The organism is Bradyrhizobium sp. ORS 111 (assembly GCF_045571485.1).
GTDB lineage: Bacteria > Pseudomonadota > Alphaproteobacteria > Rhizobiales > Xanthobacteraceae > Bradyrhizobium.
Genome location: NZ_CP120701.1, coordinates 445,427 through 467,958, shown reverse-complemented (window position 1 = coordinate 467,958; position 22,532 = coordinate 445,427). Strand labels below are relative to the sequence as shown.

The following is a 22,532-nucleotide window of genomic DNA, read 5'->3' as shown; positions in this document are numbered from 1 at the left end:
CCTCAGACCACCGGCAACTGTGCAAAGGACTTGTCGAGCGCGACGCCCGGACCGAACCGGCGCACGCGCTGGGCGAGACGCTGGGCGCTCCCTTTCATCGGATCGGGCGTGTCCTTTAGGGCGTAGAGTTCGTATGGCATGACCGGGTTGAACAGAACGTGGTTGAGCGACTGGTACATCAACCGCGCGATCGACGAGTCGGACGCGCCGAAGTCGTAGGCGATATGGCAGAACTGCGCGCCCTGACCGAATTTTTCGGCGTGCGTCGGGTCGATGCTCGGCACGCTGCCGTCCTCCGCTGCGGCGAGATACGCGTAATAGGGATCGCGGCGGCCCTTTGGCTGAATCTCGCGGACGATGGTCCAACCCACCCCAGCACCTTCGCCCTGCTTGCGAATGTCAGGCGCGCGGCGCGCAATAACGACGGAATACTTCGCGATCGAGAAGGCGGAAGAGCCGCCCTGGCCGAACACCCCGATGAGGTATGGCTTGTCGGCCTTCTCCGTGCGGCCAAGCGACAGGAGCGTACGATGCACGTACTCCGGCGCTTGGCCCATGCCGTGATCGCGCACCGTCACGGCGAACTCCTTGGACTTCTTCTCAAAGTCCAGCGTGATCGAGAGGTTCTTGCGCACCTTATCGGCTAGCGCAGATTTCACCTTCCGTTCGTCATCTTCAAGACGCTCGATCTGATCGAGCCTCGGGAAGCCGAAATACCGCAGGACCGCATCGCGCGGATTCGGCGGCATCGGCTTGTTCGGGTCCTTCTTGACCTCCCGAATACGCTCAAGCTCGATCAGGGCCTCCATGCCGTTGACCAGGCGCTCCGCAAGCGGGTTCATCGGCTCGCCGGCCAGCTTGATGCGCCCGCCGTTGCCCCGATCACGCCCTACTGGCACCCAATGAAGCTTGCCCGGCTGCCACGTCCCGGACCGCTCGTCCGCGGAAATCCACTGGTATTCCTCAGGTGGCACGATCGGCAGCGCAACCATGATGGCCTCAGTCTGAGCGGTGGTCCGCGCGTTCAGGAGCCGGGGCAAGAGATCGGGAGTATTCAGCGGCATTCAAATCTCCTTGTATGCGAGGCCGAGCCTCACAAAGTAAAATTCACAGGGTCCGTTGAGCCGGCCTGCAACATGGGAAATTTTTGGGTATCGAACTCTGCGTGAGGGCAGCGGCGGCTAACCCGTTGCGGCCTCCAGTCCATCAAGGTCTTCGCTATCCGATAGGTCCTGCTGAGACAGAGTTGTGAGAGCAAGGAGGAACGGCGCCAGCGCCCGCGTCGTCTCCTCGATTTTCTCGTCAACCATCGGGGCCTGATCTTTCTTGGCTGGATTCTGCTTTTGGTGGAGCAGCAACGACAGCCCGATCAAGACATTGGCATATAGGAATTGATTCCGCGCCGTGACGTCCTCCAGGCGACGCAGCTTAATCTCGTTCAACAGGGGCGTGTTATCCATGTTCACCCTGAATTCGTAGATCTCGTTCTCAGACTCGTCGTATCCGATCACTTCCGCTCGCATGCCAGTAAACTCATCGAAGGGCGGCTTTTGCTTCTCCCAGTCTTCGCGGAAGACACGCTCGATCTTGGGCCGTGAGAGCTGCCGCGGCGCCTCGCGATCGTGTCCCGGCTTGTTCTGAGGTGGCTTACGCTCGCCTGAGCCGCCACCGTGCGACTCTGCCGGCGGCTTGACAGTCGCCTCGACGACACTCTCGAAGCTGCGCTGTGTGTCGTCGGTGCGGGCGATCAGCTTGATTACGTCGCCAATCTCACAATCATCCGGCAGGTTCGCCGTAACGCTCGCGATTCCGCTCTTCAGGTTCGGACCGACGTAGGAGCAGTCGTGTTCATTGCCGGCTTCGTCGAGGTACACCAGCGAGAAGCCGCCCCGCTCGATGCGGCGACGGAAGTAGTCGTCTCGGGCATCCGTCTCGAATGTAAGACGCATGCGCTGGTTGATCGGCGCGTTGCGCTTGTAGACTTCGCCATATTCGACATTCTTGATCTTGAAGAACGTCGGGTAGATTTCGCCCCTGAACGGCTCCTCTGGCGCGCTGGTCACCATCACCGTATTGAAGGGCGCGGAGATGCGCTGGCCGAGCTGCAAGAGCTGCGTGAGATTGGGCGAGCTCTTGATCAGATTCTGGAGCACGTCATCCAGCGGACGGTCGTTCTTCATTTGCTCGTTGACGCGCTCCTGTTGCCGCTTATTGCGAAGCTGCTTGAGCGTGTCGTCCGACTTCAGTGCCTGGTCCAGTGCATCTATCAGTTCATCTTTGAACGCGTTGCCGGCGAGGCGGTCGCGTGAGGGCATAAACAAGTCTTCCCGCACATCGGGGTCCATGTTGTCGCAATCGACGAACACGAGCATGTCTTCGGCGAGCGGCTTGAGCTTGAGCGTATCACGCTTGAAATAATCGCGAGGCAGGCTCCCCTGGGTCTGACCGTTGCGGACAAAGACAACACCTTCGCGCTTGCGGTACGACTTGATACCTCCGAGCTTCTTGCGCTCCTTGCCATCATCATCCTCGTCATCGTCGTCGCGCTCGGTGCCTTCGGGCTTGAAGACGAAGACATCGGCGATCAGCTTCTCACCCTTGGGCGAAAAGTTGATCGAGATCGGGAAGCCATCCTCGACATTCTCGTTATCGATCAGCCGGCGACGCAGCCCGACGAGGGTGTTTTCACGACTGCCTTTCGCGAGAATTTTGCCGGCAGCGTTCTTCCTGAACTCGTGGAGTCGCACCGGCAGTGCGATTTCGGGAAGCAACAGTTCCAGACGCCGCAGGATAACCTGCTTGCCGCGGATAATGTTTGAGCGCTCACCGACATACTGGTACTCATACAACTTAATCGCGGTACCGTACTCGGTCTCGCGGCCGTAGGGGACATCATCGTTCGGGAAGAGGGGCATCGTCGCGGCAGAGAACGAAAGCACTTCGCCATGCCGCGGCTCGTGCTGCTTACCGACGCCGACCGGCGCGAGGAACGTGTAGACCGAGGTCTTGCGGCCATCCGTGGCCTCGGATGCCCGCTCGCGGCGGACGATGGTGAAGCCCCACTGCGTATCCGTGTCGTCAGGATCAGTCCCAAGGAGGGCTGGATTGCGGCGGCTAATCACGAGCTGAAGATTACGCACGCCGCAGAAACGCAGTGCCCCGGTGCCGCCCTGATTGAACTGGCCCTGGACGAATGGGATGTAGTTCTTGTTGGAGCGGCTCAGCGAGAGGATCGTGCTCGGAAGCCTACGAGGGGTCTGACCCTCGCCAATGTCGGCGATCGTGAGGTTTAACGTCGGGCGATTGCCGGTGGCGGTAAGCGTGATCCCTTGCGCGACTTTACGGATACGCTCGTCGGTCCAATTCTCAAGGAGGCCGCTGGTCTGCTTTTTTCCCGGCTCCTCGAAGAACATCGCCACGGCTGCGCTGATGGTCTGCGGCGCCTTTTCCTTGTCCTTTGGGTTGATGCCGCGGACCATGCACTCGTTGATAAGCCGGGCGTCAACCGAATTGACGAGCTTCTCGGCGAGAGCGGCCTCTGCAAGGCTCTGCTGGTTGCCGCTTGTTCCCCAATTGTTTTCAAGGTCCCCGTAATGCCGCCAGAGGCCGGGCTTGTCCCAGTACCCCGCTTCCTTCAGGACATCCATGGCGGCCTGCTCGGACTCGGCATGAAGAAGCGCGATGCACAGGTCCCTGATTTGGCCGTTCGTCATCTCCTCGCCCCCTACCCGTTTGAATTATCAATCCAATTTGAAATCGATCGACTCTTTGGCACCCGTCGAGGACATCCGCGCCTTAAGCGCTTCGACCTCCTTATTGAGTGCCCGGACGATCTTCTGGACGTCCGAATCGTCGAACTGATACGCGTTTTTGTTGCCTAGCTTGCCGATTATACGGATAGCTTTGATGGCATTCACAGTCCGACTTTCGGCCAATTCAATAAACTTTTGGCGCTTTGAGGCTTTCGCTACATGGGCCTCCTTTGTTGTCTGATCAAGCATTTCTAGGCTCCTCTTATCACGCACATGATCCAAATTTGGCGATAGGATTTCTTCTAAATTACAAGAAATTTTGAGTCCAGAAGAATCTCACGAAATGGAGGGGATTTTTCGTGCAGAAGCGCATCTGCGGGCGAGACTGCTCGGATCGCACAATTATTATCGAACAATTTCAATTACTTGCGACATGATTCGACGCCTTGCTCACCCTTTGCGGAGAAATTTGTGTCGAGTGAATTTCATAAGGAGCTGCTTTCGGATGCGGGAATAGCGGATGTTCAGGCCGCCGCGATCCGCGCTCTGCGTGGTCCGCGCAGATGCGCGCAACGGACCAGTTCGCGGACATTCAGACCAACGGGGGAAAACAGACACGGCCACAGTCGCAGCCACTCACCAGGAGGTGCTGGATGTGATCGGACAGGGTGGGCGGAACATCATCTGCAATGAGACGCCGCACAACAGATCACCGCGCGTTGACCGCCGCTCGCCCAAACGAACTTCAAAGACGTAGCGATCTTCGCGGAAGCGTCGCGCTCTGAACTTGGTCCATGCAGAGCGACATCTCATGCCGGGAATGCAACTTGCTAATTCAAAGTCGCCGACATTCCCCAGCTATAGACCGGCCATGAGCCATCGGCGGCATCCTCGACGGTGAAATGAAAATCCTTCAGGCGCTTCGCCTCTAGCATCCTCAGCATGTCCGAAAACTGCCCTCGCGTAACCTCAAGCGAGAGGTGCAATGTCGGAAGGTGCTCGGCCTTGAGGAGATGACCGGCGTCCGGAAACTCCGTCTTCATCGGGGTCGGCGTCATAATCATGATGACGCCGGGCCAGGTGAAGCGCGCCTCCGGCATGGTGAAGGCAGCGGGCATTATCATGTAGGTGAATTCAACGGACTGCCTCGGTGGGCCGGGCTGGACGACCTGCCCGAAATTGACCGTGCAGCCTCCAAGGATTTCACCGCGCCAGTTGCCCGGCCTTACGTCTGGCAGTTTCAGCGATGTCTTTTTCTTTGCGTCACGCGGCATCGCGCTTCTCCTCCGATCGGCTACACCACTCGAAACATCTCCGGCCGTCGACCGAACCCAGCCTTCCATATGGACTCGGACACGACACGGAAGTTTCGCAATGGCTCGCATACGAGTGCTGACCGCACTCAAGATCAGACAGAATCTCAAACCGGGAATGTATGCCGACGGACTCGGGCTTTACCTGAAGGTCCGCGACGGCAACGCCAAGAGCTGGATTTTCCGGTATCGCACCGGCGGCAAGCTGCGGGACATGGGACTTGGCCCGTTTCACACCGTGTCGCTGGCCGAAGCGCGCGAGAAGGCGGAGATCTGCCGGGCGATGCGGTTCAAGGGCCTCGATCCGCTGGAAGAACGCCACAAAGAGCAGCAAGCAAAGAGCATTGAAGCGGCCGAGACCGTCACCTTCGAGAAGTGCGCCGAGACCTACATCGCCGCCCATAAGGACGGCTGGAAGAACAGCAAGCACGCCGAGCAGTGGACCTCGACGCTTCAGGCGTATGTCTATCCCATCTTCAAGGACAGGCCAGTCGCCGCGATCGACGATGCGCTTGTGCTAAAGGTGTTGCAGCCGATCTGGAAGGAGAAGACCGAGACGGCCGCCCGCGTCCGGGGCCGGATCGAACGCATTCTCGATTGGGCTCGCACCATGAAGTACCGCACCGGCGACAATCCGGCGCGATGGAAGGGGCATCTCGCCCATCTTCTGCCCAGGCGCTCGCGGGTGGCAACCGTCAACCATCACGCCGCCCTGCCGATCGACGAGACGCCCGCCTTCATCCAGATTCTACGGCGGGAAGAAACAGTCGTCGCCCGTGCGTTCGAGTTCTGCATCCTCAACGCCACTCGCACCAATGAGACGATGGGTATGCGCTGGACCGAGTATGATGAAAAGGCGCAGCTCTGGACCGTGCCCGCCGCCCGCATGAAGGCCGGCCGCGATCACCGCATCCCACTTGCCAAACGATCCCAGCTCATTCTTGTCGAGATGCAGGACATCCGCACCAGCGACTTCGTGTTTCCCGGAGGCAAGCAGGAACGCCCGCTCAGCTCGATGGCTTTCCTGATGCTGCTGCGCCGCCTCAAATGCGATGGCATCACCGCCCACGGCTTCCGCTCGACCTTCCGAGACTGGGCAGCGGAGCGAACCGACTTCCCGAGCGAAGTCGTCGAGATGGCGCTAGCCCACACCATAAGCAACAAGGTCGAGGCCGCCTATCGGCGCGGCGATCTGTTCGAAAAGCGCCGTCAGCTTGCGGAAGCATGGGCCACGTTCTGCGGCGGAACTGCACTATCCAAGCCCTGATAGTTTTCCCTCGGCAACGCTCGCCCTTCCGCGCATCAAGACGATGCGCAGCCGTCCGCTCCCGTCCGCATCCAATCCATATCCGCCCGGAAGCCGAAAGCTTCCGAATTTCGAACATTGAGGAATCAAATGTCACCACAACTCGAAAAGCCCCGGGGCGCGATGTCGGTCAACGACTTCGCAATCTGGGCTGGCATCGGACGCACCAGCGCATGGAAGGAAATCCGCGAGGGTCACCTTCGCGCGGTCAAGGTCAGCGCCCGCACCATCATCCGCTTCGCAGATGCCGAGAACTGGCTTGCCACACGGCCCCAGCTTCCCGCGCCGAACGCGCAGCCATCCCCAATCGCCAAATAGGAGTGGCCACCATGACAACGTCACCTCACAACGAGAGCTCCAGATTCGATAACAGCGGCAAGAAGCCACTCTACTACCGGGACGACCAGGACTTCGTCCGCGAGCTGATCTGGGAGCTGATCAAACGAAAGCGCTACGTCCGGCGCGAGTCGAAATATCACATCAAGGTGCGCGACGTGAACTTCTGGCCCTCGACCGGCACGATCTCCATCGACGGCGAAGGCCGGCACCCCGCGAAAGGCGCGCAGGCGCTATTGGCATTGCTGGACGAGCGATACCCGAAGCGCCGTGGCAGGAATGAAGATGCAGAGGCGAACACCTCTGACACCTCTGGCAGCTCGTCCTCATCGGCGGCTCCGGTTTTCTGGATCGGCCTCGACAATTCGGACCTGCCGGAAGACTACGACGCCATTCCGTCGGATAGCTGGGATGATGATGCGCTGGAGTGACCGTTCACGAATCACCTGCATTGGTGGGACCATGACGGCTCAATGAAATTGCACATGTCTTGACGCAGGCTTATGTAAACGTCAGACCTCCCCGCCTCCCCAAGAACCCGCCCTACATTGCCCCGCCGCTTTCCGGCTGAGGGCTGTGAACAGGTCGAATGTTTTGAGGTCACCCGGCAGCGGGTGACCTCTTTCATTTTCGGCGAAGGTCGTGCGCCTCGGCCGGCATCTTGGTTCTGATCGATCGTGTCGATGGCGGGCCGGGGAAGCCGGTTTGGTCTCATCCTCCGAAATTTGCGCAGTATCCGACCCGCACCCTCATTTCCTCCTAGATTCAATCACTTGCAAAATTCAATTTCCAACAACACCGCCATCCCCTTCCAAGTTCAGTGTCGCCAACTTGGAAGGGGACATTAGCCAATACCCGCGCCTAGATCGTGATGCGATCGAGCACGGCGTTCATTTCCGCCTGCCTCGCCGCTTCGCGCGCCTCCTTCAGGATCTCTGCCACGCATTCCCTGAAATCATCCAGTTCGGACCCGTTGTAGAGATTGGCCCAATCTCCGCTCTCGAACTTCGACTTGAAGCCCGCGCGACGCTGCATCCCGGGGCCGATGTTCTCCGAATAGCCGGCGAGCTTCGTGCAGGTGACCGGTGGCGTCTCCATAAACGGATCCGTCATCCCGAAGATTTCACGGGCCGGACGCAATCCGCCATCAGGCGAACGCTCCATATGATCGGGGTGCAGGCTCTTCGTAATATACCGGAACCAGGTCCATTGCCGTTCGATCGGAAAATTCTCCCGCGCCCCTCCATAGGGCTTGAACCGCTTCAGCTTCGCGCTGGCCGGCGAAAAGTACACCGCAGCTTCATCAACCTTGGACTTCCCGGCGAGCCGGGCGAGACAATCCCGGCTCCAGTCCGCGAACGCCTGCGCCCTGCTGACCGGAAGACCCATCAATTCGTGTGTATGAAAACCCTTCTCCTGCGCATTCTCGTGCACGTACACGAACACATGCGGCGCACTCGTCCCCGACGCCCGGCGCGTAACCCGACGCCGTTCAACGCCGTCACCCGTTCCGACATCGAGCCACTTCGCCGCTTCATGATTGTAGAGACTCAGCAACTCCGCAGCCTTGGCATGGTGCGTGATGCCGAGCAGCCGCCAGCAAATGATCAGATGCGTGTTCATCACCACGCCGTACTGCCACATCGCGTAGGCCACCGCCGCGTACAGGCGCGGCACCTCCACGGTCAGCGCGGATGCCTTCTGCCGGGACTGATGAAACGGATTGTTCTTCCGGAACATCGCCTCCTTCTTACTGAGATACTTTCTGAGATCGGCGGGGGACAGAAGCTTCATCTTCTCCTGTTCGTGAAAGAACCTAGCGAGATTCTGATCGAAGTTGTCTTTCGGCACGGAGAGCTTGGTCATTGTTTATTTCCAGATGGGGGTGATTGAGGAGACGCAAAGAAGCCCACCGCGCTGACGCGATGGGCCTGAGCGGGGAGGTTTTTCAGAGCAGCGGCGGGACGCGCGGAAAGACGAACGTCGGCTTGCGGCGCTTCGGCTTCTTCGCGCCGGCGAAGATCGACACCTCGCGGACCGGAGACTTGCCGGTCCGGGCGAGGTAGTCAGCCAGCGTTTCATCGTCGAAACCACCACCGTCCCCGGCGATGGCCGGATCGAGCGGCGATTCCGCTAATTCATTGTTTTCATTTGGATTATCGAGATTCGACATAGTATCGGCCTCAAAGTTATGGGCCGATCCACGGAATGTGTCTCGCACCCCCATTATATAGGGCCGAGATTTATGCACCTATCGCATGGCTTACCTGCGTATTCTTCATGCCTGGGCCCGCTCAACATCGCGCCGTGCGCCCGGAAGAGCGTCGATCACGCCGTCAACATCGCTCCGCCATCCCTGAATCTTCTGCACTTCATCAATGCGGACATTCAGATGCCCAACGACTCGACGACCCGTCTTCCCGCCGATCACCCCTCTTCATCCGCTCCTACCTTCAAGCAGCTTTCCCGGACACCGCTTGTCCCCGAAGCCGTGCTCAAGCGTCATGGGGCCTATTGCACCATCGATACACGCTTCCGGGCCTGCGCAAGGACCCTGCAATGCATCTGGCTTAAAGCGCAGGGCATCACGACCGCCGCATCCGACGATCACAGCGCGGCCAGCGCACATTCGTCGTTCGGCTCGACCCTGAGCGCCGATGCCGCCAACGCCGGCAAGAACTTCCTCCATCCCGACATTCATCGTCTCGCACTTCAGGAATGGCTGTTGTGCGAAGACGATGCCGCCATCGACGAGGAGCGGCTCTTCGGCAATGCGCTGTCCTCGATGCCGCTGGTCTTTAATCTCTTCGGACCGCTTGCGCTCGACCGCGAGCTTGCCACCGCCGTCTTCCGTCGCCTGCTTCCTAACTTCGTTCACAGCGTCGAGCGGATCATCTTCGAGCATTCACCCGGCCGCCGCGATGACCGCTTCCTCGCCGATCGCACCGCCTTCGATCTCGCCGTGCGAGTCATCACGCCGGATGGCGAACAGGCCACTGTGTTCATCGAGACGAAATACTCAGAGAGCATGGAAGGCCCGGCCGCCCGGATGCGCGACCGCTACAATGAGGCATCGAAGCAGGTTCGCCTCTATCGCGACGCCGACAGTGCATCGTTGCGATCGGTCGCGCTCGAACAGCTTTGGCGCGAACACATGCTGGCGCAGCTAGCGGTCGAGAATGGTGTCACGCCGCGTGCCATCTTCATGGCTATCGGCCCGCGCCTCAATCGCCGCGTCCAAGCCGCCTTCCGCCTCTATGAAGCCGAATTGATCGATGCCGATCGACGTGAACCTGATCGAGTCGCATTTGCGCCTCTGACACTGGAGGCCGTGGTCGAGGCGATCGCGGCAGCGGGAGCCTTGGAGCCGGCTCACGCGCTCTGGGGGCGCTACTGCGACTTCGATCAGGTCTATCGCCTGTCGATTCAGGAGCTTGCCGGCGCCGAAAACGCTTCATCGTCCGTGCAGCCGCAGTACACAAGGGCGACGAACAGGCGCGCGCTTCCGCCAGCACGGCGCTCACTCCGGCAGTCCAACCGACACGGAACGAGCCGGGCGTCCTCACCTGCGAAGCGGACGCTGGGTACAGCGAAACAGGTGGAAGCGTGATGACCAGCTCAGAACTCATCACCGACGAGGATCGCATTCGCTTGTTCGCCAACGCCCTGGCCGATGAACCCAATACCTTTCCGGTCCTCAAGCTGTTTACTCCGGATGCCGGCGCGACGTGGCTGATTTCCGAGGCGGATATCGAAAATCCGGATCGGTTGTTCGGCCTGTGCGATTTGGGCCTCGGTCACCCCGAGCTTGGGTATGTCAGCCTCGCGGAAATCATGGAGGTCAGAGGGCGATTGGGCCTTCCCGTCGAACGGGACCTTCACTTCGTCGCGGACAAACCGCTATCCGGGTATGCCGAAGAAGCTCGGATCAAAGGACGCATTGTCGCTTGATCCGAACCCAACGACTTTCGTGCGAATCTTCCCAGAGCAGCGACGAGGGGTACCGGCACGTGAGGGACTGCGAAAGCGTTCCGTAGCCTGATGACTCGCAAGGTGCGAAAGTCCGAGAGCCCCCCTCGATCGGGGGCTCTTTTCCTTGTCCGCTGCGCGAGACGGCCGTACCGCACGCCAAGCTCTTGGAAACTGGCGCGGACGGCTCGTTGTTCAGTTCAGGGCCAAGAGCGAATGCCTCAGCTAATTTGATCGAGCCCACGGACCGAGGCGCCCACGTCGCAATCTGAAAAGTTCGTTCCATCAAGAGTGGCATTGCTGAAGCTCGTTCCACTTATCCGACAACGCGAGAAATCCGCCCTGGTCAAATCGCAACCAGCGAAAGAAACGCGGGTACCCACCCCGTTTCCGGCAATGTGCGAGTCGGACAAGTTCGCGTACAGAAATTCACTGTCGTGAAAGGTCGTATTGAAGAAATAGCCTGCAATCCGGGCTTGATTGAAGCAGGCGAACCCCGCGTAACAATCCATGAAAGACGCACTATCCGCGTCTGTAGCGGTCGATCCGAGCCGAGCGTCGCTCGCGCCCCAAACGATGTTGGAGCAGTTGGCGCGGCGCAAGGATGACTTGGCGAAGACGGGCTTTTTGAACCGTGATCCAGACAGATCACAATCCTGGACACTCGCACTCACAAACTTCAGCCCATCAGCAACGCAGCCCCTGAGAGAGCAGCCGGTAAAATCTGCACCGGTCAAGTCGACGTCTTCCCCGTCTCGGGAAAGAACCAATCCGGATAGGTCGCTATGACAAAAAACCGCTCGTCGGCCCCGCCCCACGTTCCTGAGCCAATCAGCATGCTGGGCAATGGCTCGATCGTACTCTCTTTGCGATACCCGCCGCAGCTCCGTTCGAGACGTAGCGCGCACAGACAGTGGCGGGTCCATGATCGCAAAGGCAGCACCGAAGAATGCTCGCCTATCCAACAAGGTCATACTGCGGCGCCCGAAATCAAAGGAACGACTTCGGTGATCTCAAAAGTCATCGCCTCCTCGTGCGCGGGTCGATCTTCGTCGCGGTAATCTACCGAGAAAAGCTCGCCGCGCCGCATTACTCTGTCCCGTAGATTGGTGTGGAAGAAGCGACCGGCCCCCGTGTTGAACGAGCCATAGTCCCCGCGCCCATCCTTGAAAATCACGAGAGGCGCTCTACCCGAGTCCTGAAGTTCACCACCCACTCCCAAGATCATCACATTCGATAGGGGTCTGTTCTCTCGGTCACAGAGAACGTGCAGTATCGCCGCCTCGGGAGTGTCGCCTTTGAGAGGATGGCGCTCACGAACTTTCACGCAAAGAAGCTTTCGATCCGACTTCATGGGTATCTCCGAGAAAATGATTGAAGAATAGGCAGCGAACGCAACGCGTGGACGGCAGGAAATATAAGCGCGAGCATTGCCGACCGATGGACCAGCGGCAAGATTTTTACGATCCGAATTCAGCTTCCCATTCGCGATCAGCTTCGACTTTTTTTAGTCGATCGTAGTCGGACGTCCATTTCTTAAGTTCAGCCACTTCCTTCGACGTCATGTTGAACGACAGCTCCTCAACGTCGTCTGGATTGAAGAAGTAGAAGCGATCGGGAAGCTCAGCCATGCCGATCCCCTCTCTCATGGCGGTTTCGCGCAGCTCCTCTCGCTGCGCATAACCGATGCGGCTCGTGCCGAGCACCTTCTGTAGGTCGGACTTCTTGATCACCCAAAGCTTCTTCTTCGGGTTGGCAGCTTTTCTTCTCTCGTAAAGGCCACCCAACGCATATTGAACGAAAGATCTTGCGAGGCTCATCCGGCTACTCCGATTGAATATGAGGCCTTATTGTCACAAAATGCCTTGTTGGTCAACAAGGGATATTCTCTTGGTAAGGACTCCAGGAAGAATCAGTGCAGCTCGCGGCCGCCCCGCAGAAAATTAATCGCTGGTTGAGTTACCCTCGGGTCTCCGATGCCCGTCGATCCAAACGACGACACCGTGCCTCGCTATCGCAATCGTCACTTCTTCTTGCGTCCCTTTCGAAGGGTCGCAGGAGGCTTTTCACCGTGCTTGGGCACCAGCAGCAATTCAGCTACCGCGACATCCAAGGCGGCAGCGAGCCGGTCCAGGGTTTCGACGGTTGGATTTTCGACCCCGCGCTCGATGCGCCCGACGTAGGAACGGTCAACACCGGCGTCCACCGCCAATGCTTCCTGAGACAGAGCGCGCTTCACGCGAAGCCGCCTGAGATTCCAAGCCACCAGAGCCGTCGCCTTCATAGGCAGAACAGACGGCTTTGCGGCCCGTTAAAACACGGACTATAAGTCACCTATTGCGAGATTCGCTTCGGGCTGAGGCGAAAGATCAGCTCACCTTGGAAGAATCAACGACATTCCTTGGGAGCCGAAGAGGAAGCGGGGGCAGGAATGAGCGATACGATAGAAGCCGGCGAGGTAAGCACCGGCAATTGGTATTTCACCGAGAACGGAGCGCGTAGAGGCCCCGTAACCAGGGCCGATCTGTTGGAGCTGTTGGAAGCAGAAAAAATCAGCGGCGATACTCTTGTTTGGCGCAAAGGCTTTGCTGACTGGCAAGCCCTGCGGACCACCGATCTTGGCACGTATCTTCAGGACACCCCGCCGCCCGTCGCCCCGACTCATGTGAACAACAGCCTGGTCTGGATATTGGCGATTGCGCCCATCGGTTATGCAATCCTTACAGGATGGCGCGATGCTGAAATCATGGAGGATCCCTACGCGGATCACTCCTTGGCCCAGTTGGTCGCCCTTGGAGTTCCACTGGTCTTGAATGCCGCGCTCTGTCTTCTCGACGAACGGCAACTGAAGCGCGCAGGCTATGCCGATAGGTGGCTTACTCTGTTTGGAATTCTTCTGGCTCCAGTCTACTTGTTTCTACGCGCGAAACGCTTACGGCAATTTCCGAGCTACGGGATCGTGTGGGTCGTCTGCTTCATCATTTCGTTATTGATGTCGATCCCGGGTGGCTTTTTCCTGCGATAGGGCACTGTCCCGCGCCATGCCTAACTGGACCATAGCCGCATTCACTCATCCCGGCCGCGTACGGCCAGACAATGAGGATGCACTCGCGGTCGATAGCCGCATCTTCACTGGCGATATGGCGGCGCCAGCAGGCATGACGATACCGAGCGATTGCTGCCTCCTGATGATCGCGGACGGCATGGGTGGCCACGCGCACGGCGCGATGGCCAGCCGAGCGGTCCTCGATTATCTGGTTGCTGCTGTCGCTCGGCTTTCAAATCCGGCCTCTTGCGCTCAAGCGATTGAGGAAGCCAATCAACATCTCTATGAGCTCATGCACGAGCACGAGGAAGCGCTCGGCATGGGCTCGACGCTCGTGGGCGCCGTTCTGACGGCCGGTCAACTCCTCACATTCAACGTTGGCGATAGTCGCTGCTACCTGTTCAGCAGAGGCCGACTGGTGCAGCTCAGCCACGACGATGTACCCGAAGGCGAGAAGAACCCCTTCGGTCCCCGCCGATCCCACGCGCTCACTCAGGCACTCGGCGGCTCCTCTTTTCCTCTTGTCGTCGAGCCTCACACCTCAATCGACGCGCCGCTTGCACCCGGCGAGACTCTACTTCTTTGCAGCGACGGCCTCACCGACATGGTCAGCGACCAAGCCATCAGCGACTTGTTCAGAATCACCAAGACCCCGCTTCAGGCCGCGAAGAAGCTAGCCGCCGAGGCGTTTAGCGCTGGAGCACGAGACAACGTCTCCTTGCTGATCGCACGCTGTTTGGACGCGCCTGAATCGTAGCAAAAGGAATGATTGGATGGGACTGGTACACTTCTTCAAGACCTGCTGCGTCGTGATGATCTACACCGCCATCAACTGCTCAAGCAGCCCAGCGGCAGAAGTTAAGACCCTTACCTGCTCGGGTGACCTCTGGAACATTTCGACCGATTCAGCCGGCCCTACATGGCTCGAAATTGGGCATGGGATTCGTCAATGCTCGATCAGAAATGCATCGAGCGAGAACGCTAAGAGGATATTGTCCGTCTGCAATTTGAAGGCTGACTGCTCAGTGAAAGTCGAGGTAGATGCTCGGCGCCTTAAGAAATCAGCGGCAGAGGGAGAGTGTGACGACGTGTGCATTTTCGAAGACGACAAAATCGTCTGGGTTAAGAAGGGGAAATCAAAGAAGTGAAACGCATTGTCATCAGCGCCCTCATCGCGATTTCCGCCAATTCAGCACAGGCAAACACCTACAACTATGTTTGCAAGGACCACGGGAAGTCTTTTCCGCTGAAGGTGGACGACGCGCAAAACACCCTGGAATGGAAAGGGACCACCTACAAAATTAAAGAAAACGAGGATTGCGCCAAATTTGGTTGGCGCGCTGAGAAGGACGGCGCTTCTTTCAATTTCTGTACGGCCACGAAGGGCTACGCCGGCATTGAACAGAATGGCATCGAAATTCCATGCGACTTGAAGCGGCGATAAGCGTCTTGTTTCACCTGACCCGTATGATCGACGCCTCCGTTATCCGCATACAATCGGGAAAGGTATGTGCGGTTGGGCACAACCAGCCCACAGAGTCGGCGGCAGACTAATGCCGTGGCCTAAGCCGATAAGGAAGACCAATGAGCCGTGAGCCCATCCATCACGTAGCGCAAACACTTGGTACCGAAAAGATCGCCTATTGGTATTTTCGCCTCAATGGCTTCCTTCAAATCGAAAATTTCGTCGTACATCCGGAGCGACGCGGTAGTCAGCGAACCGATGCGGACTTACTGGGCGTACGTTTCAGACATCGCGCGGAATTCATCTTTGATGATCACACACCAATGGCGGATGATGCGCGCCTTTGTTTCTCTCCTCGCCTCGATGATATTGTGATCGTTGAGGTGAAGCGAAACCAGCCATGTACGCTGAATGGACCGTGGACCGACCCGGATCGACGGAACGTGCAGCGGGTTATAGCGGCCATCGGTTGTCTGTCCCGTGCCAGCATTTCAGAGGCTGCTGAGTGCATTTACGAGGACGGTGTCGCCGTGTTCGGACGAACGAGGATCCGGCTGGTCGCCGTTGGGGGCAATGAGAGTGCAGAACTAAGGGAACGCTATCCGGAGGTGCTTCAGCTCACCTGGGATCACATCATTGGGTTCATTTGGGAAAGATTTCGCGCGTACTCAGAGCAGAAGCGACATGTCGAACAATGGGATGAGGTCGGCAAGTATCTGAGGCGCTCAGCAGAGACCAACGACAAAGCTGCATTCTTTCTTGATATCTCCCGTCAGATTGGCTTGACGCATAGGGCGCAATAATCACCAACGGAGCGGTTGTCCGTTGCGAAGCGGATACACCGCGAGGCGGGACCAAAAAAGATCATTCGCCGTCAGATCAAAAGTATGGGCCGAGATATGGGCCATTGAACGGCCCGCTTCAGGAAGCACTGAAAGATAAGGGCTTTTCGACCTGTATGGCGGAGAGGGAGGGATTCGAACCCCCGATAGGCTTGCACCTATGCCGCATTTCGAGTGCGGTGCATTCAACCACTCTGCCACCTCTCCAGTGGCCCGGGTGATTTGCGCCACCCGCGGTCGGGGCGTGTTCTAGGCGAGGTTGGCGAGCCAGACAAGGCGCTGCAATAATATTTCCGTCACGGCGATGTCGAGCCACGGCGACCATCGGCGCGGCCGAAGAAACCGCGGGGAAACAAAGCGCTAGCGCCGCGGTTCTGGTCAGGCCAGCGCCGCGTCGCGCTTGGCAGAACGGGAGCGGGCGATGGAGCATGTGACGATTCGAGCCAATGGCGCGGCGTTCCACGTGGCGAGGACCGGGAGCGGCCGGCCACTGCTGCTGCTGCACGGCTGGCCGGAATTCTGGCTGACCTGGGAGCCGGTGATGACCCGCCTCGCCGACCGCTTCACGCTGATTGCCCCCGACCTGCGCGGCTTTGGCGACAGCGACAAGCCCGATGGTCCTTACGGCTCCGATCAACATGCCGACGACATGCTGGCATTGCTCGACGCGCTCGGCATCGAGAGGGCCGGGGTCGTCGGCCACGACGTCGGCGGTGCGGTGATGCAGCCCTTGGCCCGCAAGGCGCCGGAGCGGCTGGCCGGCCTGTTCTTGTTCGATTTCGTCTATCCCGGGATCGGGCCGCGCATGGCCGCGCCCGATCGGCTGAATCAGATCTGGTATCAGTCGTTTCACCAGATGGAGATGGCGCCCGCGCTGATCGGCGCGACGCGGGAGAATTGCCGCAGCTATATCGGGCATTTCCTGCGCAACTGGTCGCATCGCAAGGCCCCATTCGACGACGCGATCGAGGCCTTCACCGACAACTTCTTCAAGCCCGGCAACCTCGCCGGCGGCTTCGCGTATTACCGCGCAGCGCATGCGGCGCGGGTGAAGATGATGCAGGGCGAGGCCCCGGCACTGCCTGCGATCGCGGTGCCGACCTGCATCCGCTGGGCAGAGCACGACCCGCTGTTTCCCTATGCCTGGACCGACCGGCTGGGCGAGACCTTCACCGATCTCGACCTGAAGGTGTTTCCCGACGTCGGGCATTTCCCGCATCGTGAGGATCCGGACCGCGCGGCCTCCGAGATCGCAGGGTTCTTCGAGCGAATCAATTGGAGGTAGAAGACGGGTGGGACCGCCAGACGCGACAAAAAATACTGGCGGTCCCTTGCCGCTGCTTGAAAAATCGCCGGCCTGGAAGTGCGGCTTCGCTAGCCAGCGCGAGCGACAGACGAACGGTAGCAAGCGGCCCGGGATCGGCAACGCGAAGCCGATCTTAACCTAACCCATCAACCTTACCGCGCCAGGCGCCCAGAGCCGAGGCTGACCGCGGACCTCAAACTTTGGCCTTTTTGGCCTTCTTGTCGCGCTTTTGGTCTCCGCTGTTGTTCCTGGCCTTTCGCGCGTCCCTGCCGCTCTCCCTGCGGCGATTGGTGTAGCGGGCATTGCCGAGCCCGGTTCCGATGGTCAGCACGCCCCATCGCTCGACGTCCTGCATGAAGGGGATCTCCGCAAGCCCCTGAACCACCCCGTCATTGTGCATCACGATTGCGGTGTCATGGCCGCCGATCTCGGGGATCGCCTCGGCCAGACTCGCCGGGAGGTTGAATTTGCTGCTGGCCCAGTTGCCCGGCAGGTTCTGCGCGCCCTTCTCGATCCCGCCGTCCTCATCGATGACCCCGGGACAGGCGATACCGATGAACGGCGCCAGCTTCAGACCCTCGGCCTCGGCGTCGGCAATCAGATCCTTCAGCATCTTCACCAGCCGCTTCACCGCGCCTTCGCGGGTCGCTTCGTCATCGGCATGGCGCCATAGCTGCGATTTCCAGACTGTCGCCTCGGAGAGGTCCGGGGCTCTCTTCCAGCGTGTCTCGACCACGCCGCAGCGGATATTGGTGCCGCCGATATCGACCGCCAGGACGCCGTCATGCGCCTCGAAGATCCACGATGGCGCCAGATGCAGCGCGCCGATCAGGCCGGCGCTGTCGGGGTGAAGGCGGATCGGCGCGATGTCGACCTTGAGGTCCTCGGACTTCAGGATGATCTCGGTGCGGGCGATGGCGAGTTCACCCATGCGGCTTTCGCGAAAGCCGCCGCCGACCACGATGCGCTCGGTTCCGGCCCAGCTCTTGGTGTTGAGGAAGCGACGCGTCACATAGGCGAGCTCCTGGGCGAACTCCTCGATCGCGCTGTGGACCACCGCGGACGCCTCGGTGTCCTCGCCGACCAGCATCTCATCGAGCTTCTTCTTGCTGATCTTGTCCGACGGCTCGTCGCCGAACGGGTCCTCACCCGATTTGCGCAGCGGCTTGCGCCAGCGGTCCAAAATCTTGCGGAACGCGCCCTTGGAGGCACGATCGCCAAGGAAACCATCCTCGTCCCTAAGCTCGATGTTGAAGCTGTCGACGTCGACCGATGGCAGCCGCGCGGCGCCGTGCCGGGCAATGCCGGTGGTGCTGGTTGCAATGTTGTCAGCCATGTGTCCTCTGCCCATTGGCGAGCTGGGGGACAACGGGTAGGGAACCCGTTGGTTTCTCCTTGTGCCCGGGTTACCTGTGTTCGCAGGGTCAAAAATGGCGCCAAATCCTTCATTTTTGGCGGGTTTTTGCCCTTCTTTACCTTGACTCTCCGCTCTTTGCGGCTATAAGTCCGCTCCATCCGGCGCGAGGATTGCTCGCGCCGCTTGTTTTTGCGCGAGCCGTTTTGGGGAATTCGTTCCCTTCGCGCGAAAATCGTAACCCATAGCGACTGAACAAAAAGCCGACCCGGGCGATCCGTCCGAGGTTGGGATCGAACACGAAGGAATCAAACGATGTTCGCAGTCATCAAAACCGGCGGCCGGCAGTACCGTGTCGTTCCGAATGATGTACTCGAGATAGGCAAGATCGCCGGCGACGTCGGCACGATCGTGCAGCTTGGCGAAGTTCTGGTGCTCGGCGGTGACACGCCGGTGCTGGGAACGCCCACCGTGGCAGGCGCGTCCGTTGCGGCCGAGGTGCTGCAGCACAAGCGCGGCGCCAAGGTGATCGCGTTCAAGAAGCGTCGCCGCAAGAATTCACGCCGCAAGCGCGGTTATCGCGACGAGCTCACGGTGCTTCGCATCACCGAGATCCTCGCGGATAACGCCAAGCCGACCATCGGCCCGCGGCCGAAGAAGGAAAAGGTCGCGGCTCCCGCCGAGGGCGAGGACGCAGCACCGAAGTCGGCCAAGAAGGCCGCCGGCAAAAGCGAGAAGAAGTGATCACCGCGCTTCGCGAATTGAAGCGTGACAAAATGTGAAATGATTCCGTCAAGGAATTGATCTAAAGATCAAAGCGAAGTCGGAGACGAGCTATGGCTCACAAAAAAGCAGGCGGTTCATCGCGCAACGGACGTGATTCCAAGGGCAAGCGCCTTGGCATCAAGGCGTTCGGCGGCGAGCGCGTGATCCCCGGTAACATCATCGCGCGTCAGCGCGGCACCACCTGGCATCCCGGCCTTAATGTCGGCATGGGCACCGACCATACTCTCTTCGCCAAGATCGAGGGTCATGTCGAGTTCCGTGCCAAAGCCAACGGCCGCACATTCGTATCGGTTATCCCGATGGCGGAAGCGGCCGAGTAGACGGTGGACACATACGAGTCTGCCGGGTCCTGTTGAACCGGCGGAGTCGCAAAGGGCTCCAGGGGAGGCGGGATAACCGGCCTCCCCTTTTTGTTGCGCGTGTTTGTTCTTCGACCACGCGTGACGTTCCAAGCGTTGCGTACCGTTTTTTCGCATCACAGGAGCCCGACATGTTGCAGGACATCCCGACGCCGACGACCTTGCGCGAAGCAAGAGCCTGCGTCCTCGAGACCGAACGGCTGACATTGCGCAAGCCGACTCTCGCGGACGTAAAAGCAATTGCCCGCCTCGCCAACGATCGCCGCATCGCCGAGAACACCCGCCGCCTGCCGCATCCCTACAGCCAGGACGATGCCATCGACTTCGTGCGAGCCCTCGCAGGCGGACCCGAAACGGTTTTCCTGATCGAGAACAATCACACGCCGATCGGCATGGTCGGTATCGACTGGCGCGACGGGCTCACGCCGGAGCTCGGCTATTGGCTCGGCGTCGACCATTGGGGCCAGGGCTTCGGCACCGAAGCCGCGCGCGCGGTGATCGATTACTTCTTCGAGGAGTTCGACCTCGACCACCTGATCTCCGGCGCCCGGGTCGTCAACCCGTCGTCGCGCAACATTCTCGAGAAGTGCGGCTTCCAGTGGAGCGGCGTGGAGCTGCACCGCTTCGAGGCGCTGGGCTCATCGAGCCCGGTCGACTGCTTCCGCCTCTCGCGCAGCGTCTGGGCATCGTTGAAGAACTGGAACAACTCGACGCGACGGCACGGGTAGTACCGACATCGCGGAGGGTGGGCAAAGCGCAGCGTGCCCACCTTCATGAGCGTATTGTTGATGGTGGGCACGGCGCTAACGCGCCTTTGCCCGCCCTACGCATCTAAGGCTCGACCGCTCCACAATTACGATCGTCGTCCCCGAGAACTAGGTCGTGCAACAAATTCAGTGTCGTCCCGGGCTTGACCCGGGACCCATAACCACGAATTGAAGTTGTTGCGCGACGCTGGGGCTACAATCCTCTTCAACAACAGTACCCTTTGATTATGGGTCCCTGCTTTCGCAGGGACGACGATTGTGGATGCAGGCAATGCCACACGTTCAGTATCGTCTTGGCAAATCAGTTGCACAATCACGCCGGCGGATTCACCGCGGGCTCCTCGCGCCCGAGCTGCTGCTCGCGCACGAAGATGTAGAGGCCGGCCGCAATGATGATCGCGGCGCCGATGATCGTGGCCCAGGACGGCACGTCGCCGAACACCACGAAACCGAAGATCACCGCCCAGACGATCATCGAATATTGATAGGGCACCACGACGCTGGCCGGTGCGAGCTTCAGCGATCGATTGACGCAGAACAGCGCGGCCACCGAGATGAGGCCGGCGGCCGCAAACAGCACCAGGCTGCCGGCGGTCGGCGTCACCCAGCCGATCGGCGACAATGCCGCGCCGAGCGCGAACGTGCCGCAAAATTGTGACGTCGTCAGCACGATGTCCGGCGTCGTGCGCAGCGAGCGCGTGATCAGCATCAGCAGCGCGAACGAGGTGCTGCCGCCGAGCGCGATCAGCGCGGGCCAGCTCACCGTCTGCGTCGATGGCCTGAGCGCGATCAGCACGCCGCAGAAGCCGACCAGGATCGCGGTCCAGCGCCGCCAGCCGACGTGCTCGCCCAGCACCAGGCCTGACAGCGCTGTGACGAAGATCGGGCACGCCAGGTAATAGGTGATGACGTCGGCGAGCGGCAGATAGACCGTCGCCAGGAAGAACGCCGCGACCTCCAGCGTCGACAGCGTGACGCGCAGCAATTGCAGCCACGGCCGCTCGAGATGCAGGAAGTCCGCGCGGCGCTGCCACACCACCGGCAGCAGCACGAGCAGCGCCGCGCAGCCACGCAGCCACAGAAGCTGCCCGACCGAATAGGTCGCGACGATGAATTTGCCCATCGCGTCGCCGAACGAGAACATGAAGATCGACAGCAGCATCAAGCCGATGCCGGCGAGCCGCGCCGATCGATCGTCATAGGAGGACAGTTTTGCGAACAGGCTCATCTTGCTCTTGTCGCCGCCGCGTGTGAGTCGGGCCGATCTCGTCGCCGGTTTTAACGACGTGGCTGCACAGGACAACCCCGAGGGTTGCGTATCGAACCAATTGTCGCAGTGCCGTCCCTGCGCTACCGGTGGATCAGCCATTCAAGAAATAGTGCAGGACACACCGTATGACCGAGTTCGACCCGACCCAGCATCGCATGGTGACCGCGCAGCGCTGGTTTGAGGACTTTGTGCTCGGCGAGCGCTTCGTGATCCCGAGCCGCACCCAGACCTCCGCCGTGTTCGCCGCCTTTCAGACCGCGAGCGGCGACACCCATCCGATCCACTATGACGTCGAATATTGCCGCGCGCGCGGCATGCCGGACCTGCTTGCGCATGGCTTCCAGACCCTGGTGCACACAGCGCCGGGTGCGGGACTGTTTCCCTATGTCGTGGAGGAGTCGCTGATCGGCTTCCTCGAGCAATCGAGCAAGTTCCTTAAACCGGTCTACGCCGGGGACACCATCTACCCGGCGCTGGAAGTGATCGAACTCGCTCCGGGCCGCACCACCGGCGTGGTGACGCTGCGCTCGACCGTGCACAACCAGCGCCGCGAGCTGGTGCTGGAGGGGGTGCAAAAGTTCTTGGTGCGGCGCCGGCCGGCATAGGCCGCGGGTCCTAAAAAGGCCCGAAAATTAAGGCTTTTCGCCGAAGTCAGGGCGCT

The 22,532-nt window shown here is 59.8% G+C and carries 27 protein-coding genes and 1 tRNA gene; 15 read left to right on the top strand and 13 right to left on the bottom strand.

The genetic code is table 11. The features are described 5' to 3' along the window. Nucleotides 1–2: 2 nt before the first annotated feature. From P6U30_RS02250 to P6U30_RS02235, 4 genes are all read right to left on the bottom strand, one after another. Nucleotides 3–1,064 carry a hypothetical protein gene (locus P6U30_RS02250; protein ID WP_407167926.1) on the bottom strand — a complete coding sequence of 354 codons (1,062 nt, stop codon included), beginning with the start codon at nucleotides 1,062–1,064 and terminating at the stop codon, nucleotides 3–5. A gap of 117 nt (nucleotides 1,065–1,181) precedes the next feature. Continuing rightward, nucleotides 1,182–3,713: a hypothetical protein gene (locus P6U30_RS02245; RefSeq protein ID WP_407167925.1), complete on the bottom strand. Its 2,532-nt coding sequence runs from the start codon at nucleotides 3,711–3,713 to the stop codon at nucleotides 1,182–1,184. Between the two features lie 27 nt (nucleotides 3,714–3,740). Next, nucleotides 3,741–4,001 (bottom strand): hypothetical protein, encoded by a 261-nt coding sequence (locus P6U30_RS02240; protein ID WP_407167924.1) that lies wholly within the window; start codon nucleotides 3,999–4,001, stop codon nucleotides 3,741–3,743. A gap of 581 nt (nucleotides 4,002–4,582) precedes the next feature. Then, nucleotides 4,583–5,026: a hypothetical protein gene (locus tag P6U30_RS02235; RefSeq protein ID WP_407167923.1), complete on the bottom strand. Its 444-nt coding sequence runs from the start codon at nucleotides 5,024–5,026 to the stop codon at nucleotides 4,583–4,585. Between the two features lie 100 nt (nucleotides 5,027–5,126). Here P6U30_RS02235 and P6U30_RS02230 point away from each other — a divergent pair, with 100 nt between their 5' ends. The 3 genes from P6U30_RS02230 to P6U30_RS02220 all read left to right on the top strand — a co-directional run bounded on the left by P6U30_RS02230 (nucleotide 5,127) and on the right by P6U30_RS02220 (nucleotide 7,138). Next, nucleotides 5,127–6,332, top strand: coding sequence for a tyrosine-type recombinase/integrase (locus tag P6U30_RS02230; RefSeq protein WP_407167922.1), 1,206 nt, complete (start codon nucleotides 5,127–5,129; stop codon nucleotides 6,330–6,332). A 129-nt stretch (nucleotides 6,333–6,461) separates the two neighbouring features. Further along, nucleotides 6,462–6,689 (top strand): hypothetical protein, encoded by a 228-nt coding sequence (locus tag P6U30_RS02225; RefSeq protein ID WP_407167921.1) that lies wholly within the window; start codon nucleotides 6,462–6,464, stop codon nucleotides 6,687–6,689. A gap of 11 nt (nucleotides 6,690–6,700) precedes the next feature. Next, complete coding sequence (locus tag P6U30_RS02220; protein WP_407167920.1) at nucleotides 6,701–7,138, top strand: hypothetical protein; 438 nt, start codon at nucleotides 6,701–6,703, stop codon at nucleotides 7,136–7,138. Between the two features lie 430 nt (nucleotides 7,139–7,568). On the opposite strand, the gene P6U30_RS02215 is transcribed toward P6U30_RS02220, so the two are convergent. Together P6U30_RS02215 and P6U30_RS02210 are read right to left on the bottom strand one after the other, a co-directional pair. Then, nucleotides 7,569–8,573 carry a hypothetical protein gene (locus P6U30_RS02215; protein ID WP_407167919.1) on the bottom strand — a complete coding sequence of 335 codons (1,005 nt, stop codon included), beginning with the start codon at nucleotides 8,571–8,573 and terminating at the stop codon, nucleotides 7,569–7,571. 82 nt (nucleotides 8,574–8,655) lie between these two features. Beyond that, a complete protein-coding gene (locus tag P6U30_RS02210; protein WP_407167918.1) occupies nucleotides 8,656–8,880 on the bottom strand; it encodes a hypothetical protein in 225 nt (74 codons plus the stop codon). Between the two features lie 18 nt (nucleotides 8,881–8,898). Here P6U30_RS02210 and P6U30_RS02205 point away from each other — a divergent pair, with 18 nt between their 5' ends. Further along, on the top strand, nucleotides 8,899–10,317 hold the full coding sequence (locus P6U30_RS02205; protein WP_407167917.1) for a PGN_0703 family putative restriction endonuclease: 1,419 nt from the start codon (nucleotides 8,899–8,901) through the stop codon (nucleotides 10,315–10,317). Beyond that, nucleotides 10,317–10,658, top strand: a complete 342-nt coding sequence (locus P6U30_RS02200) for a DUF2958 domain-containing protein (protein WP_407167916.1) — start codon at nucleotides 10,317–10,319, stop codon at nucleotides 10,656–10,658. Before P6U30_RS02205 ends, P6U30_RS02200 begins: the two co-directional genes overlap by 1 nt. Before the next feature lie 239 nt (nucleotides 10,659–10,897). Here the strand turns inward: P6U30_RS02200 and P6U30_RS02195 are convergent, their stop codons facing one another. The 4 genes from P6U30_RS02195 to P6U30_RS02180 all read right to left on the bottom strand — a co-directional run bounded on the left by P6U30_RS02195 (nucleotide 10,898) and on the right by P6U30_RS02180 (nucleotide 12,960). Then, the gene (locus P6U30_RS02195; protein WP_407167915.1) at nucleotides 10,898–11,413 is read right to left on the bottom strand and encodes a pentapeptide repeat-containing protein; all 516 of its coding nucleotides are present in this window, start codon (nucleotides 11,411–11,413) and stop codon (nucleotides 10,898–10,900) included. 233 nt (nucleotides 11,414–11,646) lie between these two features. Beyond that, nucleotides 11,647–12,030, bottom strand: coding sequence for a hypothetical protein (locus tag P6U30_RS02190; RefSeq protein WP_407167914.1), 384 nt, complete (start codon nucleotides 12,028–12,030; stop codon nucleotides 11,647–11,649). A 106-nt stretch (nucleotides 12,031–12,136) separates the two neighbouring features. Further along, nucleotides 12,137–12,496, bottom strand: coding sequence for a hypothetical protein (locus tag P6U30_RS02185; protein WP_407167913.1), 360 nt, complete (start codon nucleotides 12,494–12,496; stop codon nucleotides 12,137–12,139). A gap of 203 nt (nucleotides 12,497–12,699) precedes the next feature. After that, nucleotides 12,700–12,960 carry a helix-turn-helix domain-containing protein gene (locus P6U30_RS02180; protein WP_407167912.1) on the bottom strand — a complete coding sequence of 87 codons (261 nt, stop codon included), beginning with the start codon at nucleotides 12,958–12,960 and terminating at the stop codon, nucleotides 12,700–12,702. Between the two features lie 147 nt (nucleotides 12,961–13,107). Here P6U30_RS02180 and P6U30_RS02175 point away from each other — a divergent pair, with 147 nt between their 5' ends. The 5 genes from P6U30_RS02175 (at nucleotide 13,108) to P6U30_RS02155 (ending at nucleotide 15,990) form a co-directional block, all read left to right on the top strand. Then, complete coding sequence (locus P6U30_RS02175; RefSeq protein ID WP_407167911.1) at nucleotides 13,108–13,701, top strand: DUF4339 domain-containing protein; 594 nt, start codon at nucleotides 13,108–13,110, stop codon at nucleotides 13,699–13,701. Between the two features lie 16 nt (nucleotides 13,702–13,717). Beyond that, nucleotides 13,718–14,479 carry a PP2C family protein-serine/threonine phosphatase gene (locus tag P6U30_RS02170; protein ID WP_407167910.1) on the top strand — a complete coding sequence of 254 codons (762 nt, stop codon included), beginning with the start codon at nucleotides 13,718–13,720 and terminating at the stop codon, nucleotides 14,477–14,479. A 16-nt stretch (nucleotides 14,480–14,495) separates the two neighbouring features. After that, a complete protein-coding gene (locus P6U30_RS02165; protein ID WP_407167909.1) occupies nucleotides 14,496–14,870 on the top strand; it encodes a hypothetical protein in 375 nt (124 codons plus the stop codon). Next, on the top strand, nucleotides 14,867–15,166 hold the full coding sequence (locus P6U30_RS02160) for a hypothetical protein (RefSeq protein ID WP_407167908.1): 300 nt from the start codon (nucleotides 14,867–14,869) through the stop codon (nucleotides 15,164–15,166). The genes P6U30_RS02165 and P6U30_RS02160 overlap by 4 nt, the downstream gene beginning before the upstream one ends. Nucleotides 15,167–15,306: 140 nt before the next feature. Further along, nucleotides 15,307–15,990, top strand: a complete 684-nt coding sequence (locus tag P6U30_RS02155; protein ID WP_407167907.1) for a hypothetical protein — start codon at nucleotides 15,307–15,309, stop codon at nucleotides 15,988–15,990. 156 nt (nucleotides 15,991–16,146) lie between these two features. On the opposite strand, the gene P6U30_RS02150 is transcribed toward P6U30_RS02155, so the two are convergent. After that, nucleotides 16,147–16,236 (bottom strand) — tRNA-Ser (locus tag P6U30_RS02150). Between the two features lie 214 nt (nucleotides 16,237–16,450). Between P6U30_RS02150 and P6U30_RS02145 the strand changes: the two genes are divergently transcribed. Next, nucleotides 16,451–17,314 carry an alpha/beta fold hydrolase gene (locus P6U30_RS02145; protein WP_407167906.1) on the top strand — a complete coding sequence of 288 codons (864 nt, stop codon included), beginning with the start codon at nucleotides 16,451–16,453 and terminating at the stop codon, nucleotides 17,312–17,314. Between the two features lie 214 nt (nucleotides 17,315–17,528). Here P6U30_RS02145 and P6U30_RS02140 read toward each other — a convergent pair whose 3' ends face one another. After that, nucleotides 17,529–18,671, bottom strand: a complete 1,143-nt coding sequence (locus tag P6U30_RS02140; protein WP_407167905.1) for an ROK family protein — start codon at nucleotides 18,669–18,671, stop codon at nucleotides 17,529–17,531. 333 nt (nucleotides 18,672–19,004) lie between these two features. Between P6U30_RS02140 and rplU the strand changes: the two genes are divergently transcribed. From rplU to P6U30_RS02125, 3 genes are all read left to right on the top strand, one after another. Next, nucleotides 19,005–19,433 (top strand): 50S ribosomal protein L21, encoded by a 429-nt coding sequence (gene rplU, locus P6U30_RS02135; RefSeq protein WP_407167904.1) that lies wholly within the window; start codon nucleotides 19,005–19,007, stop codon nucleotides 19,431–19,433. A 92-nt stretch (nucleotides 19,434–19,525) separates the two neighbouring features. Further along, on the top strand, nucleotides 19,526–19,795 hold the full coding sequence (gene rpmA, locus P6U30_RS02130) for a 50S ribosomal protein L27 (RefSeq protein ID WP_028336337.1): 270 nt from the start codon (nucleotides 19,526–19,528) through the stop codon (nucleotides 19,793–19,795). A 170-nt stretch (nucleotides 19,796–19,965) separates the two neighbouring features. Further along, nucleotides 19,966–20,562: a GNAT family N-acetyltransferase gene (locus P6U30_RS02125; RefSeq protein WP_407167903.1), complete on the top strand. Its 597-nt coding sequence runs from the start codon at nucleotides 19,966–19,968 to the stop codon at nucleotides 20,560–20,562. Between the two features lie 352 nt (nucleotides 20,563–20,914). Here the strand turns inward: P6U30_RS02125 and P6U30_RS02120 are convergent, their stop codons facing one another. Further along, nucleotides 20,915–21,829, bottom strand: coding sequence for a DMT family transporter (locus tag P6U30_RS02120; protein ID WP_407167902.1), 915 nt, complete (start codon nucleotides 21,827–21,829; stop codon nucleotides 20,915–20,917). A 167-nt stretch (nucleotides 21,830–21,996) separates the two neighbouring features. Between P6U30_RS02120 and P6U30_RS02115 the strand changes: the two genes are divergently transcribed. Further along, nucleotides 21,997–22,476, top strand: coding sequence for a MaoC family dehydratase (locus tag P6U30_RS02115; RefSeq protein ID WP_407167901.1), 480 nt, complete (start codon nucleotides 21,997–21,999; stop codon nucleotides 22,474–22,476). The last annotated feature ends 56 nt before the right edge of the window (nucleotides 22,477–22,532 follow it).

Excerpts from the sequence above, each read along its gene's own strand:
- P6U30_RS02250 (WP_407167926.1), bottom strand. The coding sequence starts at position 1,064 with ATGCCGCTGAATACTCCCGATCTCTTGCCCCGGCTCCTGAACGCGCGG.
- P6U30_RS02245 (WP_407167925.1), bottom strand. The coding sequence starts at position 3,713 with ATGACGAACGGCCAAATCAGGGACCTGTGCATCGCGCTTCTTCATGCC.
- P6U30_RS02240 (WP_407167924.1), bottom strand. The coding sequence starts at position 4,001 with ATGCTTGATCAGACAACAAAGGAGGCCCATGTAGCGAAAGCCTCAAAG.
- P6U30_RS02235 (WP_407167923.1), bottom strand. The coding sequence starts at position 5,026 with ATGCCGCGTGACGCAAAGAAAAAGACATCGCTGAAACTGCCAGACGTA.
- P6U30_RS02230 (WP_407167922.1), top strand. The coding sequence starts at position 5,127 with ATGGCTCGCATACGAGTGCTGACCGCACTCAAGATCAGACAGAATCTC.
- P6U30_RS02225 (WP_407167921.1), top strand. The coding sequence starts at position 6,462 with ATGTCACCACAACTCGAAAAGCCCCGGGGCGCGATGTCGGTCAACGAC.
- P6U30_RS02220 (WP_407167920.1), top strand. The coding sequence starts at position 6,701 with ATGACAACGTCACCTCACAACGAGAGCTCCAGATTCGATAACAGCGGC.
- P6U30_RS02215 (WP_407167919.1), bottom strand. The coding sequence starts at position 8,573 with ATGACCAAGCTCTCCGTGCCGAAAGACAACTTCGATCAGAATCTCGCT.
- P6U30_RS02210 (WP_407167918.1), bottom strand. The coding sequence starts at position 8,880 with ATGTCGAATCTCGATAATCCAAATGAAAACAATGAATTAGCGGAATCG.
- P6U30_RS02205 (WP_407167917.1), top strand. The coding sequence starts at position 8,899 with ATGGGCCGATCCACGGAATGTGTCTCGCACCCCCATTATATAGGGCCG.
- P6U30_RS02200 (WP_407167916.1), top strand. The coding sequence starts at position 10,317 with ATGACCAGCTCAGAACTCATCACCGACGAGGATCGCATTCGCTTGTTC.
- P6U30_RS02190 (WP_407167914.1), bottom strand. The coding sequence starts at position 12,030 with ATGAAGTCGGATCGAAAGCTTCTTTGCGTGAAAGTTCGTGAGCGCCAT.
- P6U30_RS02185 (WP_407167913.1), bottom strand. The coding sequence starts at position 12,496 with ATGAGCCTCGCAAGATCTTTCGTTCAATATGCGTTGGGTGGCCTTTAC.
- P6U30_RS02180 (WP_407167912.1), bottom strand. The coding sequence starts at position 12,960 with ATGAAGGCGACGGCTCTGGTGGCTTGGAATCTCAGGCGGCTTCGCGTG.
- P6U30_RS02175 (WP_407167911.1), top strand. The coding sequence starts at position 13,108 with ATGAGCGATACGATAGAAGCCGGCGAGGTAAGCACCGGCAATTGGTAT.
- P6U30_RS02170 (WP_407167910.1), top strand. The coding sequence starts at position 13,718 with ATGCCTAACTGGACCATAGCCGCATTCACTCATCCCGGCCGCGTACGG.
- P6U30_RS02165 (WP_407167909.1), top strand. The coding sequence starts at position 14,496 with ATGGGACTGGTACACTTCTTCAAGACCTGCTGCGTCGTGATGATCTAC.
- P6U30_RS02155 (WP_407167907.1), top strand. The coding sequence starts at position 15,307 with ATGAGCCGTGAGCCCATCCATCACGTAGCGCAAACACTTGGTACCGAA.
- P6U30_RS02145 (WP_407167906.1), top strand. The coding sequence starts at position 16,451 with ATGGAGCATGTGACGATTCGAGCCAATGGCGCGGCGTTCCACGTGGCG.
- P6U30_RS02140 (WP_407167905.1), bottom strand. The coding sequence starts at position 18,671 with ATGGCTGACAACATTGCAACCAGCACCACCGGCATTGCCCGGCACGGC.
- rplU (WP_407167904.1), top strand. The coding sequence starts at position 19,005 with ATGTTCGCAGTCATCAAAACCGGCGGCCGGCAGTACCGTGTCGTTCCG.
- rpmA (WP_028336337.1), top strand. The coding sequence starts at position 19,526 with ATGGCTCACAAAAAAGCAGGCGGTTCATCGCGCAACGGACGTGATTCC.
- P6U30_RS02125 (WP_407167903.1), top strand. The coding sequence starts at position 19,966 with ATGTTGCAGGACATCCCGACGCCGACGACCTTGCGCGAAGCAAGAGCC.
- P6U30_RS02120 (WP_407167902.1), bottom strand. The coding sequence starts at position 21,829 with ATGAGCCTGTTCGCAAAACTGTCCTCCTATGACGATCGATCGGCGCGG.
- P6U30_RS02115 (WP_407167901.1), top strand. The coding sequence starts at position 21,997 with ATGACCGAGTTCGACCCGACCCAGCATCGCATGGTGACCGCGCAGCGC.